Raw genomic sequence first — 18,909 nt, 5'->3', positions numbered from 1 at the left:
ACCCTCTTCACCCACCCGGAGGTCCGCATGCGAAGCACCTGGACGTTGTCGCTCACGGCCGCATTGCTGATGGCAGGTTGCGGGGCAGAACCCCCTGCGTCGGAGGCGCCTCCGGTGGAGGAGGCCGTCGGCACGGCGGAGGCTCCGCTGGACGCGGACCTCGCGCCCTACTTCGACGCGGTCACCACGCCGACCAACAGCTACACCGTGGTGGGCACGCTGACGCCGCCCGCGTGGTCGTGGGGGCAGATTGAGCTGCTGGAGGGACGCCAGCGCTTCCGCAGCGAGTACTACAACCCGCGCACCCAGAAGCTGCGCTACCAGGACACGTACCAGTCCAGCGACTACCCGCTGGCGACGTACTTCGGTTCGCTCAACCAGCAGCTGGTGGACGGCTTCAACCTCGCCTACTCGAACAGCTGTGCCACGACGGCGGGGAGCACCTGTCCCGCGGTCGGGCCCACCAAGCCGGCGGCGCGCTATGTGCTGCTCCACAAGGGCCGGGCCACGGCGGCGCGCACCTGCAACGTGAACCTGACGCCGACGCTGCTGGTGCACGGCGCCATCCAGGACGCGAACGTCTGGATGTTCCCCAACGGCAACAACGGTTCGGGCGGTTCGTACGGCAACGCGGCCCAGAAGACGGGCCTGGTGCAGGACCTGGAGTCGAAGGGCCGCTGTGTGTACGCGGTGACGTTCGGCTCGTTCCACGGCGACAACTACAACCACGCCATCCACGTGGCCAACGCGGTCAAGCGCATCAAGGCGCTGCACCCGGGCGTGGCGCGGGTGGACGTCGTCGCGTGGAGCAAGGGCGTGCTGGCGGTGGATCCGTGGATGGCCAACGCGGCGACGTGGGGCGGCTTCAGCACCACGCGGCTCTTCGAGCGGCTGGCGAAGGAGCAGGCGTCGCAGGTGCCGGCGTATGACGACTCCGTGCGCGTGTACGTGCCGCTGTCCGGGCCGCACAAGGGCATCGATCTGAACTTCCGCCACCCCATCCACACGCTGACCATCGCGAGCACGTCGGCGAACGCGCCGGTGGGCCGTGGGCCGATGCCGTGGACGTACTTCTCCGCGTTCCAGTGCGTGACCTGGGGTTCGGACGTGCCCTGGTACAACAACCCGTATGCGGAGAGCGTGTGCGAGGGCTCCGGCGGCATGTGGCCGGACTTCTTCCGCCGCATCTACCTGTCGAACATCACGGGCCTGAGCAGCACGGGCGCGCCGGTGTCCGCGAGCACGCTCCAGTCGCTGAACACCACCCAGGGCCTGTCCGCGAGCGCGTTCAACTTCGACGAATACAACATGAGCCTGTTCGGCGCGGTGAACGACAGCGGCAAGTACGTCACGGCGTACCCGGGCCAGCTCCAGGCGGCGTACGACCTGCGCGGCACGTACCCGATTCCGGACCGCAGCGCGTCGTCGTGGGACAGCGTGGATCCGAACGAGAACCGCTACTTCCCGTGGCTGGATTCGAAGCTCATCTACAACCCGTTGAACCCGTTCATCGCCGCGGGCTACATGGACGCGACGGACCACCGCGTGTGCCGCACCACCGCATATGACCCCGCCGGTTCGCCGTGCTTCGCGTACCACGCGTACAACACGAACCAGAACGCGGAGGGCTACAACATCTCCAACTACGCGAAGTACCGCATCATGCAGGGCCTGGGCATCGCCACGGCGATGGAGATGGGCGGCAAGTTCATCACCCGGCTGGCGGAGCACGGCCTGGATACGCGCCTGCCGTCGCTCTACGTGCTCTACGGCACGGCGGCCGGCGCGCAGCCCTATGAGACGGACGGCATGACGTCCACGACGTCCGCGCCGCGCGGCGACGGCGTGCTGTTCGAGGCGAGCATCGCGGCGATGACCCAGCTCACCCAGGGCTGGACCGCGGCGAAGAAGACCGCGGACGCGAAGCAGGAGGGCATGGCGTACGACCACCTGAGCATGGGCATCACGCCGGCCGTGTGGAACAAGATCTCCGCGCACTTCGTTTCGCGGGATTGATGTGACGTAGCCACCGGAGCACGGGCGCACGTTTCGCGCCCGTGCTTCTTCATGCCGGGTCTGCTCCATGCCCATCGTTCATGACTGGCTGGCCCGGCGGGCGTCGCTCGCCCCGGAGCGCGTGGCGCTCATCGACTCGCTTCGTGGCGGACGCCGCATCTCGTGGCGCGAGTGGAACGCGGCGGCGCACCGGACGGCGCTGCTGCTGCTCGACCTGGGTGTGACGCCTGGGAGCCGGGTCTCCGTGCTGGCGTACAACGGCGTGGAGACGCTGGACCTGCTGTTCGCCTGCGCGAAGCTGGGCGCGGCCCTTCAGCCCCTCAACTGGCGCCTGGGCGTGACGGAGCTGCGAGGGCTGCTCGCGGACGTTGAACCCCAGGCCGTCTTCTTCGGGCCGGAGTTCCGCTCGCAGGTGGACGCGCTGCGTCCCTTGCTGCCCCAGGTCCTTCACTGGATGCCCCTGGCGGATCCGCTCCCCGGTGAGCGCTCCTTCGCTTCACGCGACGACCTGCCTGCGTCCCGTGCGCTGCCCGTCATCGACGTGGAGCCCGACTCGCCGTGGGTGCTGTGCTCCACCGGGGGCAGCACCGGCCTGCCGAAGTCCGCCGTGCTCACCCATGGCTCGCTCACCGCGAACGCCGCGAACACCGTCGTGAGCTGGGGCCTCACCCAGGACGATGTGGCGCTGCTCAACGCGCCCCTGTTCCACACCGGCGGCCTCAACGTCTTCACGCTGCCCCTGGTGTACGTGGGCGGGGCTTCCGTCGTGTGCCGGGGCTTCGACGTGGAGCAGGCCTTCGATCTCATCCACTCGGGCTCCGTCAGCGTCGTCTTCGGCGTGCCCACCATGTTCATCGAGATGCAGCGCCACCCTCGCTTCGACGCGGTGGACTTCTCCCGCCTCAAGCTGCTGATCAGCGGCGGCGCCCCCTGTCCCGCCCCCGTCTTCGAGCGCTTCTTCTCCCGCTACCTCTTCTTCCGCACCGGCTACGGCCTCACCGAAGCGGGACCCAACAACTTCTTCCTCCCTGCCCACGCCGTGCGCTCCCACCCCGGCTTCGTCGGCGTCCCCCTGTTCCATGTCGAAGCGCGCATCGACGGCGAGCAGCGCCCCGGCGACGTGGGCGAACTGCTGCTGCGCGGCCCCCACCTGTGCGCGGGCTACTGGCGCAACCCGGAGGAGACCGCTCGGGCCTTCGTGGAGGGCTGGCTCCACACCGGCGACCTGGCCTCGCGTGACGCGGCGGGCTTCTTCCGCATCGAGGGCCGGCGCAAGGACCTGATCATCTCCGGCGGGGAGAACATCCACCCCTCGGAGGTGGAGAGCGTCCTCGCCGGCCATCCCGACGTCGCGGAGGTCGCCGTCATCGGCGTGCCCGACCCGAAGTGGGGGGAGGTCCCTCGCGCCCTCATCGTCCCCCGGCCCGGCACCGCCCCCACGCTCCCAGCGCTCCAGGCCTTCTGTGAGGGCCGCCTCGCCCGTTACAAGCTGCCCCGCACGCTGCGCCTCCTCACCGCCCTGCCTCGTACGCCGGCGGGCAAGGTGGACCGGCGGGCGCTCGGCCTGTCGCACGGTCTGGACTGAATTTCCGTCCGTGACGACCGTCCTCCCGGAGGCGCGGGATGGCGCTTCCGGGGGCCCCCTGTATGTCCGGCCGGACATGCGTCCGTAATATTTGGTCATGAAGCGGAAGCCCCCAGGAAATATGGGGGTGTCAGGTTGGGTGTGCGTGCTGGAGGCGGACGGTGGGGCTCCGGTCTTTTGGAGAGAAGCCCGGGTCCCCACTTCCGCCTCTGGTGCGCATCCCGGGAGACCGACCCATGGAGATGACCCCCCGCCCCACGACCTCGGAGGAAGCCACCATCCAGGTGCTGCTCGTCGAGGACGACGAACGCCTGGCCCGGCTCACCGCCCGCTACCTGCAGGAGCACGGCATCATCGTCACCGTGTCCGCGTCCGGCACCGACGCGCTCGCCCAGACGTCCCGCCACACCTACGACGTCATCCTGCTGGACCTGATGCTCCCCGGCCGCGACGGCCTGGAGGTCTGCCGCGAGCTGCGCACCCGCACCGACGTGCCCATCATCATGCTCACCGCGCGCGGCGAGGAGGCCGACCGCGTCCTGGGCCTGGAGTCCGGCGCGGACGACTACCTGCCCAAGCCCTACTCGTCGCGCGAGCTGCTGGCCCGCATCCGCGCCCAGGTGCGCCGCGCCCGGGGCAAGGTGGGCCCCACCAGCCACCCCGTGCACGCGGGCCGGCTGGTGCTGGACCCCCGCAGCCTGAGCGCGTCCCTGGACGGCAAGCCCCTGTCCCTCACCACCTACGAGTTCAGCCTGCTGCGCGTGCTCGCGGAGCGCGCCGGCCGCGTCCTCAGCCGCGAGCAACTGCTCGACCTGGTGAAGGGCAGCGCGGACGAGGTGTTCGACCGCTCCGTGGACGTGCACATCTTCCGCCTGCGCCAGAAGCTGGAGGTGGACCCCCGCAACCCGCGCCTGCTCAAGACGGTCCGCGGTGCCGGCTACATGCTGGCCACGGAGACCGAGGCGGAGCCGTGAAGAACGCCCGTCGCTTCTTCCGCCTCCCCACCGGCCTGCTCGCCCGCATCTACCTGGTGGGCGTCATCCAGATCGTCCTCGTGGCCCTCTCGCTCATGCTCGCGCGGGACTTCCTGCGCAACGAGGCCTGGCGCAACCGCTTCGACGACGAACTCTCCTACTTCGTGGACGAGTGGACCGCCCTGCGCGACAACCCCGCCGCGCTCCAGGCCTCGCTCGGCCGCGCGCAGCAGCGCATGGGCATGCGCGTCACCCTGCGCGACGTGAACGGCGAGCTGCTCGGCAACACCCGGCCGGAGCCCTCGCCCGCGCTCAGCGCCGAAGAGCTGCACGTCACCTCGCGCGTCACCCGGAAGGGGCCGCCCGGGCCCTTTCCCGGCCCCGGTGGCGCCGGAAGGGGCCTTCTGGTGGTGAGCCCCTATCCGGGGCCCATCCAGGTCTATGCCTCCGTGACGCTGCCCCCACCGCCGCCTCCTCCCGACGGAGACCGCCAGACGGCCATCATCGTGGGCCTCGTCCTGGCGTGTACGGCCATCACCTCCGTCGCCTTCGCGCGCACGCTCGCGGGCCCCTTGAAGAAGCTGGCCTCCGCCGCCCGGGCCTTCGGCGCGGGACGGCTGGACGTGCGCGCGGGCCTGCGCCGCAACGACGAGCTGGGCCTCGTGTCGGAGGCCTTCGACGAGATGGCCGGCCGCATCACCCAGCTCCTGCGCTCGCAGAAGGAGCTGCTCGCCAACGTGTCGCATGAGCTGCGCACGCCCCTGTCCCGCATCCGCGTGGCGCTGGACCTGGCAGCGGAGGGCGACGCGCAGACGGCCCGGGAGCTGCTCCCCGACATCACCGAGGACCTGGCGGAGCTGGAGCGCCTGGTGCAGGACGTGCTCACCACGTCACGTCTGGAGCTGGTCACGGAGGGCGCCAGCGGGGCCGCGCCGCCCCTGCGCCTGGAGCACGTGGATGCGAATGCGCTCCTGGAGAAGGCCGCCGCCCGCTTTCGCGCCGCGCGGCCGCAGCACCGCCTGGAGGTCCAGGTGGACGGGACGCTCCCCGGGCTGGAGGCGGACCCCGTCCTGTTGCGGCGCGTGCTGGACAACCTGCTCGACAACGCGGGGAAATATTCGGAGGCCGGCACCACCGTGAGGCTGCTCGCCCGGACGGAGGGCGACGGCGTCCAGGTGGAGATCCGCGACCAGGGCATCGGCATCGACGCGGAGGACCTGGCGCGGGTGGGCACGCCCTTCTTCCGCACCGACCGCAGCCGCGCCCGCACGACGGGTGGGGTGGGCCTGGGACTGGCACTGGTCCGGCGCATCATCGCCGCGCACGGGGGCCACCTGACGCTGGAGAGCCAGCCGGGGCAGGGCACCACCGCCCGCGTCCTGCTGCCGGCCACCGGGGCGGCGGACACACCGGACGGCCGCCTCGTCGCGGGTCATCTTTCGTAATAGAGACGAGATTCGCCGAAACATTTCAGAACATACAACAAGGGGCATGAAGGCCTTGAGCGAGATGCCGCGGGAAGCGCCGGCCCTGGCGCCGGTGCCATTGGAAGAGGACGAGGGTCGCAAGCGCGGGGTGCCGCGCTGGGCCTGGATACTGGGAGTCCTGGTGGTGGCCGCGCTGGTCGTCTTCTGGCGCGTGCGTGCCTCCCGTCAGGCGGACGTCATCACCTACGAGACGGCGCCCGTGGAGTCCCGGAAGCTCATGGCCAAGGTCACGGCCACCGGCACCGTGGCGGCGCTGGTGACGGTGCAGGTGGGCAGCCAGGTGTCGGGCCGCATCCAGGAGTTGTTCGTCGACTACAACTCCGAGGTGAAGAAGGGGCAGGTCATCGCCCGCATCGACCCGCAGCTGGTGCAGGCCGCGCTGGACCGGGCGAAGGCGAACATGACGGCCTCTCGCGCGAACCTCCAGAAGGCGCGCGTCAACGCGGACGTGGCGAAGAAGCAGGCCGCGCGTTCGAAGGAGCTGCGCGCCCAGCAGTTCATCTCCCAGTCGGAGCTGGAGACGGCCGAGTCCGCCGCCGCCAGCGGTCAGGCGGAGGTGACGGCCGCGGAGGGCTCCGTCGCCCAGGCGCAGGCCGCGCTCAACGAGGCGGAGGTGAACCTCAAGTACACGACCATCGTGTCGCCCACCGACGGCATCGTCATCTCGCGCAGCGTGGACGTAGGCCAGACGGTGGCCGCGTCCCTCCAGGCCCCGGTGCTCTTCACCATCGCGGAGGACCTGCGCAAGATGCAGATCAACACCAGCGTGTCCGAAGCGGACGTGGGCAAGCTGCAGCCCGGCATGAAGGCCACCTTCACCGTGGACGCCTTCCCCGGTGAGGACTTCCAGGGCGTCATCCGGCAGATCCGCAATGAAGCCATCACGGTGCAGAACGTGGTCACCTACCTGGCCATCCTCGACGTGCCCAACCCCGACCTGAAGCTCAAGCCGGGCATGACGGCGAACGTCACCATCGTGACGCAGCAGAAGGACCAGGCGCTCTCCGTGCCCAACACGGCGCTGCGCTACCGGCCCGCGCCCGCGCCGGGGGCTCCCGCGCAGGCCGTGCAGCCGGCGGCGAAGGGGTCCCGCACCCTCTACGTGCTGCGCCGCCAGAAGGATGCGCCGCCCCAGCCCGCGCCCGTGAGCGTGCGCACCGGGATGACGGACGGCACGTACACGGAGGTGGTGGAGGGCGAATTGAAGGACGGCGACCGCGTCATCACCGCCGCGAATTCGCCGGCCGGTTCGACGTCCACCCCTCCAGCGGCGGCGAGCCCGGTGGGCGGCGCTCGCGGCGGCGGTGGCATGCGTCGCGGCGGCGGGCCGTTCTAGTCATTCACCATGGCAGGGCAGGGGAAGGAGGAGAGGCACATGGACGCGGATACGAAACAGGCGCCCCCGGTCGTGCAGCTCCGGGGCGTGAGCAAGGTGTACCGCACGGGTGACGTGGAGGTGCGGGCCCTGCGCGGCGTGGACTTCACGGTGGAGCCGGGCGAGTTCGTCTCCATCATGGGCTCCAGCGGTTCGGGCAAGTCCACGCTGATGAACATCCTGGGCTGCCTGGACCGGCCCACCGGCGGCGAGTACCTGCTCAATGGCAGGGACGTGGCGCGGTTGGACCGGGACGGCCTGGCGCGCGTGCGCAACCGCACCCTGGGCTTCGTCTTCCAGAGCTTCAACCTGCTGGCGCGCACCACGGCGCTGGAGAACGTGGAGCTGCCCATGCTGTACGCGGGCGTGCCTTCGAAAGAACGGCGCCTGCGCGCGAAGGAGGCGCTGGAGCGCGTGGGGCTGGGCGCGCGCCTGGACCACCACCCCAAGCAGCTCTCCGGCGGTCAGCAGCAGCGCGTGGCCATCGCGCGCGCGCTGGTGGGACGGCCTCGCGTCATCCTGGCGGACGAGCCCACGGGCAACCTGGACTCGCGCACCACGGTGGAGGTGATGGCGCTGTTCCAGCAGCTCCAGAAGGAAGGCATGACGCTGGTGCTGGTGACGCACGAACCGGACGTGGCCGAGTACACGCAGCGGGTGGTGGTGGTGAAGGACGGGCGCATCGTGAAGGACCAGCGCCAGTCGCCGCAGCCGGCGGTGGTCCCGGTGGAAGAGGTGGGGACATGAACCTGCTGGAGACGCTCGTCCTGGCGCTCAGGGCCCTCTTGCGTTCCAAGACGCGCTCGGTGCTCACCGCGCTGGGCATCATCATCGGCGTGGGCGCGGTCATCGCCATGGTGGCCATTGGTGACGGCGCGAAGGCCAGCGTGCAGAAGGTCTTCGACTCCATGGGCACCAACATGCTCATCGTCATGTCGGGTTCGTCCCGCTCCGGTGGTGCGCGCGGCGGCTTCGGCAGCCAGCCGACCCTCACCTGGGACGACCTGGAGGCCATCCGCACGCAGCTGCCCAGCGTGCGCGGCGCGGCGCCGGAGATGCGCTCCAACGCGCAGGTGTTCTCCGAGGACCAGAACTGGAACACCAGCATCATCGGCACGACGACGGACTACTTCATCGTGCGCAGCTGGACCATGGCGCAGGGCGCGCGCTTCACGGACGCGGACAACGAGGCGGGCGCGAAGGTGGCGGTGCTGGGCCAGACGGTGGTGGACAACCTGTACGGCAAGGGCTTCAACCCGGTGGGCCAGGTCATCCGCATCAACAAGACGCCCTTCACCGTGGTGGGCGTGACGACGCCCAAGGGCCAGTCCCCGGTGGGCCAGGACTTCGACAACACGGTGTTCGTGCCAGCCACGTCGTTCCGCCGTCAGGTGCAGGCGCAGACCATGGGCGCGTTCATCACCGGCGCGGTGTTCGTGCAGGCGGCCTCGGCGGACCTGACGTCGCGGGCGCAGGCGGACGTGACGCAGCTCCTGCGCGACCGTCACCGGCTGGGCGAGGGCGACGCGGACGACTTCGACGTGCGCAACCTGGCGGAGGTGGCCAGCGGTCAGCAGCAGAGCACGGAGACGATGAGCATGTTGCTCGCGGCCATCGCGGCGGTGTCGCTGGTGGTGGGCGGCATCGGCATCATGAACATCATGCTGGTGAGCGTCACCGAGCGGACGCGCGAGATTGGCGTGCGCGTGGCGGTGGGCGCGCGGCCTCGCGACATCCTGGCGCAGTTCCTCATCGAGGCGCTGACGCTGTCGGTGCTGGGAGGAATCATCGGCGCGGCGGTGGGCCTGGGCGTGGCGAAGCTGCTCGCGGCGCAGTTCGGTTGGCCCATGCTGGTGCGCCCGGATGTGGCGCTCTTGGCCATCGGGTTCAGTGGTTTGGTCGGTGTCGTCTTCGGGCTGTACCCGGCGCGCAAGGCGAGCCTGTTGGATCCCATCGATGCCTTGAGGTACGAGTGATGCGCGCGCTTCCGTTGACGCTCTCGTTGTGGGTCCTGCCCGTGGTCGCGGGGGCCCAGGCTCCGGCCGCCCAACCCGGGGCGACGCCCACCACGCCGGCTCCGGTGAAGCAGTCCCTGTCGCTGGCGGCCTCCGAGGGGCGCGTCATCTCCCTGGCGGAGGCCGAGACCGCGGCGCGCGAGCACCTGCCGACGCTGCGCTCGGCGCAGGCCGGCACGGATGCGGCGCGGGCCCGGGTGGATCAATCCTTCTCCAGCTTCCTGCCGCAGGTGAACGCCAACGCCGGCTACACGCTGGGCACCAGCAACCGGGCCGTCATCCAGAACGTGCCTGGCAGCGACACCGCCGTGGTGTCCAACTCCACGCGGCGCTTCAGCGGGGGCATCTCCGCCAACCAGCTCATCTACGACTTCGGCCGCACCTCCGGGCGCTACAACATCTCGAAGGAGAACGCGGAGGCGCAGGAGGACTCGCAGCAGCAGGTGCTCCAGGACTCGCTGCGGAATGTGCGCACCGCGTACTTCAACGTCCTCACGCAGAAGGCCCTGCTGGGCGTGGCGCGGGAGACGCTCCAGAGCGAGGAGGCCCGGCTCAACCAGGTGAACGCCTCCGTGCAGGTGGGCACCCGGCCTGAAATCGACCTGCTCCAGCAGCGCACGGCGAAGGCCAACGCGCAGGTGCAGCTCATCCGCGCGCAGAACGCCTACGCCACCGCGAAGGCGCAGCTCAACCAGGCCATGGGGGCGGAGACGTCCACCGACTACACCGTGCAGGACGTGACGGTGGCGGCCGTGCCGGGCGAGGACGAGCTGCTGGACGCGCTGGTGCTGCGCGCGCTGGAGTCCCGTCCGGACGTCGCGGCGCGCGAGCGTCAGGTGCGGGCGCAGGAGCTGCAGATCAAGGTGACGAAGGGCGGCCACTGGCCGAGCCTCAGCGCCACGGGCAACGTGTCGGACGTGGGCGAGAACCCGTTCAACGGCTCCACGGTGAGCGTGTCGGGCGGGCTGTCGCTGAGCTGGGCGCTGTTCCAGGGCGGACTCGTCAACGCGCAGACGCGCGAGGCCAACGCCAACCTGCGCGACATCCAGGCGCAGAAGGACGCGCTGCGCCAGCAGGTGCGGCTCCAGGTGGAGCAGGCCCGGCTGAACGTCGTGGCCACCCGCGAGGCGCTCACCGCCGCGGACGAGGCGCAGGTGAACGCGCGCGAACGGCTGCGGCTGGCCGAGGGGCGCTACCGCGCGGGCGTGGGCAACATCATCGAGGTCAGCGACGCGCAGGTGGCCTTCACCAACGCCGCCGCCCAGCAGGTGCAGGCGACGTACGACCTGGCCACCTCCCGCGCGGAGCTGGCGCGGGCCCTGGGCACCGTGGAGCTGAGCACGGTCGCCTCGCGGTAGCCGCGCTCCCGCCCCCTCCAGGAGCACGGAGGGGGCGCGTGTATCTCTTCCGGGGTGGACCCGAGCATTCCGGGCACCTGTCGCTGGACGCGCCGGACGCCGTGTATCTGTGTGGTGCTGAAAACACGAGCCAACCCTGAAGGGTGGCAGTGGCGGCAGGACGCCCAAACACCGTAGGAAACTTCGCCTCCAACGTGCTGGGTCACCTCCAGATAAGCCCGAAAAAGAGTGTGGATGAACCGGAACCGGGGCATTCTCCGAGGGCGCTCCGTCTCAGAAGAGGCCCGGGTGTCGGGGTTGCCCGGACTCCGAAAGTCCACCTCCCGCGCAGCGACCCTATGGGTGAACAATGGGAGGCTGACCCGGCAAGTTCTGTCTGTCTGCCTCTATACGTCCTATGCCGTCGGCCAAACGTTTCGGGTCGGCAAGCAAAGGCATGGACAAGAAACTCGCAACCACCATCGGCGCATCCGCACGGGTCGCCCGGGGCCGCATGGAGCTTACGCAGGCCGACGTGGCCGAGCGGATCGACGTGGCCACGGAAGTGTATGGCCGCCTGGAGCGAGGCGGCATGCTCCCCAGCGTCCAGACCCTGTTGAAGTTGTGCCACGAGCTGCATGTCTCGGCGGATGAGCTGCTCGGATTGGCGGCGCAGGGTGTCACTCCCGCGCGCGCCAACGAAGCTCCTCCGCCCACGCCCGAGCGCCCGGAAGTGCGCCGGCTGCTGCGCAGTGTCCGGCAGCTTGATCCTGCCCAGGTGAAGCTCCTGGGCCTGGTGGCCAACGCACTGACGCGGCGGTAGTCCCCGCCGCGCGGTCGTCGTTGATCACCCCGCTTCACAGATTCGACAGGATGCGCTCCAGGTCGGCCGGACGCACCGGCTTGGTGACGTGCAGGTCGAAGCCCGCCTTCAGGGCCAGGGCATGGGCTTCCTCCTCGCCGTAGCCCGTCAGCGCCACCAGGCGGATGTTCCGCCCCACGCGCGCGCGCAGCGCCTGCGCCACCTGGTAGCCGTCCACGCCCGGCAACCCGATGTCCACCAGCGCCACGTCCGGCGCGTGCGTGAGCGCCAGCTCCACGCCCCGCACGCCGTCCGGCGCCACCGCCACCTGGTGGCCCCACAGCTCCAGCAACTCGCGCATGGACTGGCGCGCGTCCGAGTTGTCCTCCACCAGGAGGATGCGCCGCGCCTGCCGCGCGTCCACGACGTTCGTCCCGCTCAACACCGGAACCCGCTCCGGGGGCATCAGGGGCAGCTTCACCACGAACTCGCTGCCCTCGCCGTAGCCGCCGCTGTAGGCCTCCACGCTGCCGCCGTGCATCCGCACCAGCGTGCGCACCAGCGTGAGCCCGATGCCCAGGCCTCCTCGGGAGCGCTCCAGGGACGTGTCCACCTGGGAGAACAGGTCGAACACGCCCGGCAGCTTCTCCGCGGGGATGCCGATGCCGGTGTCCTTCACCCGCAGCACCGCCTGCGCGCTGCCGTCCACGCCCTCCTGGAACAGCTCCACGTCCACGGTGCCCTGGTCCGTGTACTTGGCCGCGTTGTCGATGAGGTTGGTGAAGATCTGCTCCAGCCGCGTGGCGTCACCCTCCAGCCACAGGGGCGTCTGGGGCAGCCGGACCTCCAGCTTCAGGCCGCGTCCCTCCACGCGGGGCCGCAGGATGGAGAGCACCTGCTGGAAGCTCTCCGCCAGGTCCAGCGGCTCCTTGCGCAGCTCCACCTTGCCGCGGGTGATGCGGCTGACGTCCAGCAGGTCATCCACCAGCCGCGCCAGGTGGTGCGTCTGGCGCTGGATGATGCCGTGCATCCGCGCTTCCTTGGTGTCCACCGGACCCTTGCGCTCCAGGATGCCAATGGCCGTCATGATGGCGGCCAGCGGGTTGCGCAGCTCGTGGCCCAGCATGGCCAGGAACTCGTCCTTGCGCCGGTCCATCTCGATGAGCTGATCCGTGCGCAGGCGGGCCTGCTGCTCCGCGTGGCGCAGGCGCAAGAGCGAGCGCACCGTGGCGATGAGCTCCGACGGTTCGTAGGGCTGGGTGAGGTACGCGTCCGCGCCGCCCTCCAGGCCCTGCACCTTCTTGTCCGGCGTGATGAACGTCGCGGACGTGTGCATCACCGCGATGGCGGACGTGGCCGAGTTGGCGCGCAGCCGGGCGCACACCTCATAGCCGCTGATGTCCGGCAGCTTCACGTCCAGGACGATGACGTCCGGGCGGTGCTTCTCCGCCATCAGGAGCGCCGCCATGCCGGTGGCGGCCTCCAGCACGTGGTAGCCGGACATCTCCAGGATGCGGTTGACGAGGTACCGGTTGGCCTCGTCGTCGTTGACGTTGAGGACCGTGGCCATTCGCTGTTCAGCCACGGGGGTTGTTCTCCCTCAGGTCCCGGGTCCCCAGGCCCGCCTTGGTCAGCGCGTCGCGGATGCGCGTGATGGCCACCTCGCGGCTCAGCGTGTGCTTGGCCAGGATGGCGGACGTCTCCCGCGAAAGCCTGTCGCGCTCCGACTCCTGCAACTGGTGGGACGTGTGCAGGATGATGGGGATGTCGCGCGTGCGCGGATCCGCCTTCAGTTCGTCCAGCACGTCGAAGGCGGTGATGTCCGGCAGGATGAAGTCCAGGAAGATGAGGTGCGGGGCCTGCTCGCGGGCCAGGCGCACGCCGTCGCGGCCACCCGCGGCTTCCAGCAACTGGTAGGGCGTGTCCTTGAGCAACTGCTTGAGCAGGTAGCGGTGCACGTCATCGTCGTCGATGATGAGCAGCCGCTCCACCGGCCCGGTGCGCGCCAGGGCGGACAGCTTCTTCTGCAGCCGCACCTCGTCCACCGGCTTGAGCCAGAACTCGTCGGCGCCCAGGGCGCGCGCCTTCTGCTCGCGGTCCGTCACGGTGACGACGAGGATGGGGATGTCGCGCGTCTGCTCGCCGTTCTTCATCTCCGCGAGGAAGTTCCAGCTCGTCTCGCCCTCCAGCATCACGTCCAGCACCATGGCGGCCGGCCGCACCCGCTGCATCATCTTGCGAGCGTCCTCCACCGTGCGCACCGGCAGCACCTGGAAGCCGGAGCGCGCCAGGTACTTCTCGTAGAGGAACAGCGTCTGGCGGTCGTCCTCCAGCACCAGCACCGGCGCGCGCGCGGGATCCAGCGTCTGGCTGCGCAGCGCCAGCCCCGTCATCTCCGACACCTCCACGTGCACGCGCGGCAGGACGACGGTGAAGGTGGAGCCTTCGCCCAGCGCGCTCTTCACGCCCAGCGTGCCGCCCAGCAGCTCCGCCAGCTTGCGCGCCAACGGCAGGCCCAGGCCGGTGCCCTTCACCTGCCGCTGCAGGGGGCTGTCCACCTGGATGAACTCCTCGAAGACGCGCTCGTGGTTCGACGGCGCGATGCCGATGCCGGTGTCCTTCACCCTGAACTCCACCGTGTCGTGCGGGCCGGGGGCGACGGAGACGGTGATGGAGCCGGACTCGGTGAACTTCACCGCGTTGGAGACCAGGTTGCGCACCACCTGGCTGAGCTTGGCCTCGTCCGTCTCCATCTCCAGGCCGTCTGGCGGCGCCTCGAAGTTGAGGGCCACCTGCGAGTCCGGCGGGAGCAGCGGACGGGTCATGCCGCGCAGCGCGCTCATGAAGTCCGACACCGCGAAGTGGGTGTGGCGCAGCAGCGTCTTGCCCGACTCCACCTTGGACAGGTCGAGCAGGTCGTTGACGAGTTCGAACAGCGACTCCGCGGAGCTGCGGATGAACTGGACCTGCTTCTCCTGCTCCGGCCCGAGGCTGCCGTTGAGCGGGTTGAGCAGCACCTTGGACAGCCCGAGGATGGAGTGCAGCGGCGTGCGGAATTCGTGGCTGACGTTGGCCACCACGCGGCTCTTGATTTCAGAGGCGCGCTGGAGGCTCTCCGCCTTCTCGTCCAGGGCGGCGTGCAGGCTTCTCACGCCCTTGTTGGATTCCTCCAGCTCCCGGTTGAGGCGCGCGAGTTCCTCCGCGCGCAGCTTGAGCTCGTACTGCTGGCGCGCTGTCTCGCGGTGCAGCGCGGTCAGCTCCCCCAGCGTGGTGCTCACCTGGGTGAGCGCGGCGCCGTAGTCCTCCGGCACCAGGCTGCCCACCAGGGCCACGCCGCCCTCGTGGGGCCGGGCGCGGAAGGCGAACGTGGCGGGCTTGTGGTCGCGCTGGAGGATGAGCTCCCAGCCGTCCACCGCTTCGTCGAGCGCCTGCACGAGCAGCTTCTCCACCTTGTTCTCGCTGCCGGCGCTGGCGAGGCTCTTCAGGCTCTGCCCCGGTTTGACGCCGAGCAGGCGCGCGGCCCGCTCGTCGCGCCAGACGACCATCCCCTCTGCGTCGCAAGACAGCGCCAGCTCGCGACTGAGGGATTCGAAGATCCCGGGGACGCGGTCATCCAATTGCATCATGAGGGAAGCTCCTCCCATGAAACGGGCGCACGCGCGAGCAACGTCCGTGCTTCCGCATGCTCAGGTCCCAGGGCCGCCTTCAGGGCGCCCAGGAGGTGGGGAAAGGTCACGGGGGCCAGCCCCCGCTGGGGCCAGAAGTCCGCGTACCACCGCAGGTGCGCTTCCCAGAGGTCCGGCCGGTCCAGGGCAAGCGCGTCCGAGAGATAGGACAGGTGAAGGCGCAGCTCTTGTTCCAGGCGCCGACGATTTCCGGGTGGAAGGCGGGCTTCCAGCCTCCGGACCGCGTCCGCGATGAGGGCGGGCGAGGCGTCCTCCAACGGGTGCGCGGCCCCGCTGGGGTAGCGCAGGGCGTCACGGGCGGCCTGGACGTAGGTGTGGGGAAGGGTGCCCTGGCCGAAGCCTTCCGCCTGGAGGGCGAGCGAGAGGCCTTCGAAGTGCTGGTCCAGGTGGAGCGAGCACATGCCCCGCGTGAAGAGCAGGGTGCGCAGCCAGCGGGCGTAGTCCTCCAGGATGGCGGGGCGTTGGGCGTCGAGCGCCTGGACGAGGTAGCGCACGTGGAAGACGGCGTCCTCGTCACCGAAGCGGCGGGCGCGCTGGGGGCCGTAGCGGGCGTTCCAGAAGGGGTCGGCGTACAGGGGCTGGATGGAGGCGGGCGCGAGGGTCCGCGTCAGCGCTTCCACGGCCTGGCTCACGGGCGACATGGTGTCAGACCCCCAGGGCGCGACAGGCGGAGGAGACCAGCTCGCGGGCGCTCTTGCCGAAGAAGGCGACGCCCAGCGTCTCCTCGAGGACGGGCCCCCAGTCGAAGGCGAGTCCGCCCACGGCGATGGGGAGGCGCGGGGAGACTTCACGCACCTTGAGGACGGCCTCGCGGACCTGGGGCATGTGGAAGGGCATGGTGACGGAGAGGGCCAGCAGGTGGGGCGGGGTTTCGCGCACCATGCGGGCCAGGTGGTCCGCGGGGACGTTGGCGCCGATGAAGCGCACGTCGAAGCCGGCCATCTCCAGGAAGTCGCTGGCCATGCGAGCGCCCACCTCGTGCAGCTCGCCCTCCACGCACGCCATCATCACGACCTTGCCGTTGGCCGGGTCGCGGGGCAGGTGGCGGTACAGGTGGGCCAGGACGAACTGGGAGATGGCGGTGGCCATGTGCTCCTGGGCCACGGAGATGTGGTTCTCCTGCCAGAGCCGGCCGATTTCGTACTGGGACGCCTGGATGATCTCCAGGTGGAGTTCCTGGAGCGGCACGCCACACAGCAGCCCTTCGTCCACCACCAGGCGCAGGGCCTCCTGGCGGTTTCCGGAAAGCTGGGCCGCGAGATAGCGCTCCCGAAGCGTGGAGATGGCGGAGGTCTGGTGGATCAAGAGCGTCTTCCCGGGGGACGGGGCAGGGTAGGGGGGAACCCATCTTCGTTAAACCCAGGGGCCCACCCTCGCATCAAGAACCCGACACTTGGCGGCCAAACGATGCAAGCGGGCGTCTTTCTGCTTGATGGGCAGGGGAGCACGGCGGTGGGGGCGTGATAATGGGGGAACTGCGTGATTCGCTGGTTTCGCAGGTCCGTGCAGGCGCTGCCCTGGCTGACGGTGCTGATGGGGTGCTCGACTCCCCCGTTGGTGGAAGGGGTCTGGCGGCCGGGTCCTGGCGCATCGCCGGATCACATCCCCGGGCCACTGAAGAACTTCGGACCCTACGAGCTCGCCGCCGATGCGTTGACGGCCGCATGTCCGCTCATCCTCTCCAAGCCGAACGCCACGGTCGTCCATCTGCAGGAGGCTCAGCCCGAGGTGGCTCTCCGCGCTGCGACTGAGTACTGCGCCTGGCTCTACGTCACTCCCGAGGGACGTTACGAGATGAGCATGCTGTCGGATTCATCCCGTCCGGGGGATGGAGTGCGCGGCATGCGGAGCTGCGCGCTGCCTGCCTTCGTCGAGGATGCCCGCTATGCGACCGGTACCCTCAAGCAGATCTTCGCACTGCACAACCACCCGTTCGGCACGCGGCTCTCCGCAAGGGATCTGCGCTTCATCGAGGCGATGGCCGGCGTCCATGAGTGGGAGGTCCTGACGCGAGAAGGATCCATCCGCCTCTCCATCATCGCGTTCTTCTCGCGGTCGCGGGATGCGAGCGCCCCTACGTGTGACGGCTTCTACCAGTACGTTCCAGCCACCCGGGAGATGATGCTGTGGACGCGGACCGGGGACCTGTGGAAGCAGGAGTCCCATGGCGTCGTCACCTGGCTCGATGAACGCACCTATCGTCTGGACGCGCGGTAGGGAGGCTGCATGCGAGGACGGCTCATGATGCTGAGGACGGTCGTACTGGTGTTGGGACTGGTGGGATGTGCCCGGAGGCCCGAGCCCCTTTCGGCTCCGGTCCTCGACGACCGGACCGTCCACTTCCCGGTGCCCACCGGTGCGGACGTCATCCGGGTGGGGGCCGCCGGTGTGCCTGCCGTGCTGGATGGCGAAACGCTGCGCGCGCTGATGATCGTCTCGCGGGACCTGTTTCCGCTGGGGAGCGCGGCCTCCACCTGTGACAGCCGGCCGGAGTCCTTCACGTACCGTGTTCTCCGGCAGGGCGGCCTGCTCTTCGTCTACGTGGACGAGGAGCCCTCCGCGTGTGGCCGGCGGTTTCCGACGCTCGATTCCGGAGCGAAGTACGCCCTGCGCGCGGATGGCCGCATCCTCCGGCGCGTCGTTGATGGCGTGGACGCGGATGATGAGCTGCGCGGTGTGGTGCTGCCGGATGGCGGGGTGGGGACCGTGCTCGTGCCTCCGACGATGGGCGCGCTCCCCATGGATGGCGGCCTCCCCGCTGTCTCCAGGGAGGATGCGGTGGCCCCGGATGCCGGGCTGCTGTCCCCTGTCGGGCGGTGATTCCCCTGGGTGGGCGGCTGTGCTCCCTCCACGTTCATCCCCAGGCGCCGGCCGGCCGGACGTGCCAAAGGGCTTCACCGGGGTGGGGTGGCCGGATTGGGGGAAAACGGGATAGGGACGCCGCTGGCTGAAAAAAGCCGGTGACAGACTTTCGGGGCACCGGTGTTCCCCTGGTCCTACCGGGAGGCGTGCGCGGTGTCCGTCGATGTGGAGGCCTATTACCGACGCTACGGCCCCCAGGTGCTCCGGCGCTGCCGCTTCCTCTTGCGCTCCGAGGAACAGGCCGTGGACGCCATGCAGGACGTGTTCGTGCAACTGCTTCGCTACCAGTCCGCCTTGAAGGACGCGGCGCCTTCCAGCCTGCTGCATCAGATCGCCACCCGGGTGTGCCTCAACCGCCTTCGCGGCGCGAAGCGGCGCCCGGAGGACCGGGACGATGAGCTGGTCCTGCGCATCGCCGCCTCCGGCGACCTGGAGGCGCGCGCCTCCGCCCGGGGCCTGCTGGACCGGCTCTTCGGCCGCGTGCCCGCGTCCAGCCGCGACATCGCCGTGCTCCACCTGGTGGACGGCATGACGCTGGAGGAAACCGCCCGCGAGGTGGGCCTGTCCGTGTCCGGGGTGCGCAAGCGCCTGCGGGCCCTGTCCGCTGTCCTGCAGGAGCTGGAGGCCGCATGACGTCCCCCCACCGCACCCCGGATTGGCTGCTGGAGCGCATCGCCCTGGGGGAACTGCCCCCGGACGAACTCGCCGCCGCCCGCGCCCGCCTCGACCAGGAACCCGACGGGCCCTCCCGCCTCGCCGCCCTGGAGGCC

At 69.9% G+C, this 18,909-nt stretch carries 16 protein-coding genes and 1 pseudogene; 13 read left to right on the top strand and 4 right to left on the bottom strand.

Annotation, left to right across the window (positions count from 1 at the left end; all coding sequences use genetic code 11):
- The first annotated feature begins 27 nt into the window (after positions 1-27).
- From D7X74_RS15495 to D7X74_RS15455, 9 genes are all read left to right on the top strand, one after another.
- On the top strand, positions 28-2,016 hold the full coding sequence (locus D7X74_RS15495; protein ID WP_120533736.1) for a triacylglycerol lipase: 1,989 nt from the start codon (positions 28-30) through the stop codon (positions 2,014-2,016).
- A gap of 67 nt (positions 2,017-2,083) precedes the next feature.
- The gene (locus D7X74_RS15490) at positions 2,084-3,601 is read left to right on the top strand and encodes a long-chain fatty acid--CoA ligase (protein ID WP_120533735.1); all 1,518 of its coding nucleotides are present in this window, start codon (positions 2,084-2,086) and stop codon (positions 3,599-3,601) included.
- A 236-nt stretch (positions 3,602-3,837) separates the two neighbouring features.
- Positions 3,838-4,575 carry a response regulator transcription factor gene (locus tag D7X74_RS15485; protein ID WP_120533734.1) on the top strand — a complete coding sequence of 246 codons (738 nt, stop codon included), beginning with the start codon at positions 3,838-3,840 and terminating at the stop codon, positions 4,573-4,575.
- Positions 4,572-6,020 (top strand): HAMP domain-containing sensor histidine kinase, encoded by a 1,449-nt coding sequence (locus tag D7X74_RS15480; protein ID WP_120533733.1) that lies wholly within the window; start codon positions 4,572-4,574, stop codon positions 6,018-6,020. The genes D7X74_RS15485 and D7X74_RS15480 overlap by 4 nt, the downstream gene beginning before the upstream one ends.
- Positions 6,021-6,066: 46 nt before the next feature.
- On the top strand, positions 6,067-7,398 hold the full coding sequence (locus D7X74_RS15475) for an efflux RND transporter periplasmic adaptor subunit (protein WP_120533732.1): 1,332 nt from the start codon (positions 6,067-6,069) through the stop codon (positions 7,396-7,398).
- Between the two features lie 39 nt (positions 7,399-7,437).
- The gene (locus D7X74_RS15470; RefSeq protein WP_120533731.1) at positions 7,438-8,184 is read left to right on the top strand and encodes an ABC transporter ATP-binding protein; all 747 of its coding nucleotides are present in this window, start codon (positions 7,438-7,440) and stop codon (positions 8,182-8,184) included.
- A complete protein-coding gene (locus D7X74_RS15465) occupies positions 8,181-9,413 on the top strand; it encodes an ABC transporter permease (RefSeq protein ID WP_120533730.1) in 1,233 nt (410 codons plus the stop codon). Before D7X74_RS15470 ends, D7X74_RS15465 begins: the two co-directional genes overlap by 4 nt.
- Positions 9,413-10,810, top strand: coding sequence for a TolC family protein (locus tag D7X74_RS15460; protein WP_120533729.1), 1,398 nt, complete (start codon positions 9,413-9,415; stop codon positions 10,808-10,810). Before D7X74_RS15465 ends, D7X74_RS15460 begins: the two co-directional genes overlap by 1 nt.
- Positions 10,811-11,246: 436 nt before the next feature.
- Positions 11,247-11,612 (top strand): helix-turn-helix transcriptional regulator, encoded by a 366-nt coding sequence (locus tag D7X74_RS15455; RefSeq protein WP_120533728.1) that lies wholly within the window; start codon positions 11,247-11,249, stop codon positions 11,610-11,612.
- 34 nt (positions 11,613-11,646) lie between these two features.
- Here the strand turns inward: D7X74_RS15455 and D7X74_RS15450 are convergent, their stop codons facing one another.
- Genes D7X74_RS15450 through D7X74_RS15435 form a run of 4 tightly spaced genes read right to left on the bottom strand, consistent with a single transcriptional unit; the run spans position 11,647 to position 16,582 of the window.
- Entirely contained in the window at positions 11,647-13,176 is a 1,530-nt protein-coding gene (locus tag D7X74_RS15450) for a response regulator (RefSeq protein WP_370450758.1), read from the bottom strand.
- Positions 13,169-15,217 carry a hybrid sensor histidine kinase/response regulator gene (locus tag D7X74_RS15445; protein WP_120533726.1) on the bottom strand — a complete coding sequence of 683 codons (2,049 nt, stop codon included), beginning with the start codon at positions 15,215-15,217 and terminating at the stop codon, positions 13,169-13,171. The genes D7X74_RS15450 and D7X74_RS15445 overlap by 8 nt, the downstream gene beginning before the upstream one ends.
- Entirely contained in the window at positions 15,214-15,918 is a 705-nt protein-coding gene (locus D7X74_RS15440) for a hypothetical protein (RefSeq protein ID WP_120533725.1), read from the bottom strand. The genes D7X74_RS15445 and D7X74_RS15440 overlap by 4 nt, the downstream gene beginning before the upstream one ends.
- 4 nt (positions 15,919-15,922) lie before the next feature.
- A complete protein-coding gene (locus D7X74_RS15435; RefSeq protein WP_120533724.1) occupies positions 15,923-16,582 on the bottom strand; it encodes a B12-binding domain-containing protein in 660 nt (219 codons plus the stop codon).
- A 174-nt stretch (positions 16,583-16,756) separates the two neighbouring features.
- Between D7X74_RS15435 and D7X74_RS15430 the strand changes: the two genes are divergently transcribed.
- The 4 genes and pseudogenes from D7X74_RS15430 to D7X74_RS15415 all read left to right on the top strand — a co-directional run.
- Positions 16,757-17,494, top strand: coding sequence for a hypothetical protein (locus tag D7X74_RS15430; protein ID WP_233595619.1), 738 nt, complete (start codon positions 16,757-16,759; stop codon positions 17,492-17,494).
- Positions 17,495-17,518: 24 nt separating this feature from the next.
- Complete coding sequence (locus D7X74_RS15425) at positions 17,519-18,097, top strand: hypothetical protein (RefSeq protein WP_120533723.1); 579 nt, start codon at positions 17,519-17,521, stop codon at positions 18,095-18,097.
- Positions 18,098-18,292: 195 nt separating this feature from the next.
- Positions 18,293-18,772: an RNA polymerase sigma factor gene (locus D7X74_RS15420; RefSeq protein WP_120533746.1), complete on the top strand. Its 480-nt coding sequence runs from the start codon at positions 18,293-18,295 to the stop codon at positions 18,770-18,772.
- Positions 18,769-18,909 (top strand): annotated as a pseudogene (locus D7X74_RS15415) (ActD-like protein); the annotation flags it as partial. The gene D7X74_RS15420 and the pseudogene D7X74_RS15415, both read left to right, overlap by 4 nt.

It is taken from the genome of Corallococcus sp. CA047B, assembly GCF_003612065.1.
GTDB classification, from domain to species: domain Bacteria; phylum Myxococcota; class Myxococcia; order Myxococcales; family Myxococcaceae; genus Corallococcus; species Corallococcus praedator.
Note: the sequence above shows the minus strand (reverse complement) of the source record. Positions and strands in the feature narration are given on the sequence as shown.

Excerpts from the sequence above, each read along its gene's own strand:
- D7X74_RS15495 (WP_120533736.1), top strand. The coding sequence starts at position 28 with ATGCGAAGCACCTGGACGTTGTCGCTCACGGCCGCATTGCTGATGGCA.
- D7X74_RS15490 (WP_120533735.1), top strand. The coding sequence starts at position 2,084 with ATGCCCATCGTTCATGACTGGCTGGCCCGGCGGGCGTCGCTCGCCCCG.
- D7X74_RS15485 (WP_120533734.1), top strand. The coding sequence starts at position 3,838 with ATGGAGATGACCCCCCGCCCCACGACCTCGGAGGAAGCCACCATCCAG.
- D7X74_RS15475 (WP_120533732.1), top strand. The coding sequence starts at position 6,067 with ATGAAGGCCTTGAGCGAGATGCCGCGGGAAGCGCCGGCCCTGGCGCCG.
- D7X74_RS15470 (WP_120533731.1), top strand. The coding sequence starts at position 7,438 with ATGGACGCGGATACGAAACAGGCGCCCCCGGTCGTGCAGCTCCGGGGC.
- D7X74_RS15465 (WP_120533730.1), top strand. The coding sequence starts at position 8,181 with ATGAACCTGCTGGAGACGCTCGTCCTGGCGCTCAGGGCCCTCTTGCGT.
- D7X74_RS15460 (WP_120533729.1), top strand. The coding sequence starts at position 9,413 with ATGCGCGCGCTTCCGTTGACGCTCTCGTTGTGGGTCCTGCCCGTGGTC.
- D7X74_RS15455 (WP_120533728.1), top strand. The coding sequence starts at position 11,247 with ATGGACAAGAAACTCGCAACCACCATCGGCGCATCCGCACGGGTCGCC.
- D7X74_RS15445 (WP_120533726.1), bottom strand. The coding sequence starts at position 15,217 with ATGATGCAATTGGATGACCGCGTCCCCGGGATCTTCGAATCCCTCAGT.
- D7X74_RS15440 (WP_120533725.1), bottom strand. The coding sequence starts at position 15,918 with ATGTCGCCCGTGAGCCAGGCCGTGGAAGCGCTGACGCGGACCCTCGCG.
- D7X74_RS15425 (WP_120533723.1), top strand. The coding sequence starts at position 17,519 with ATGATGCTGAGGACGGTCGTACTGGTGTTGGGACTGGTGGGATGTGCC.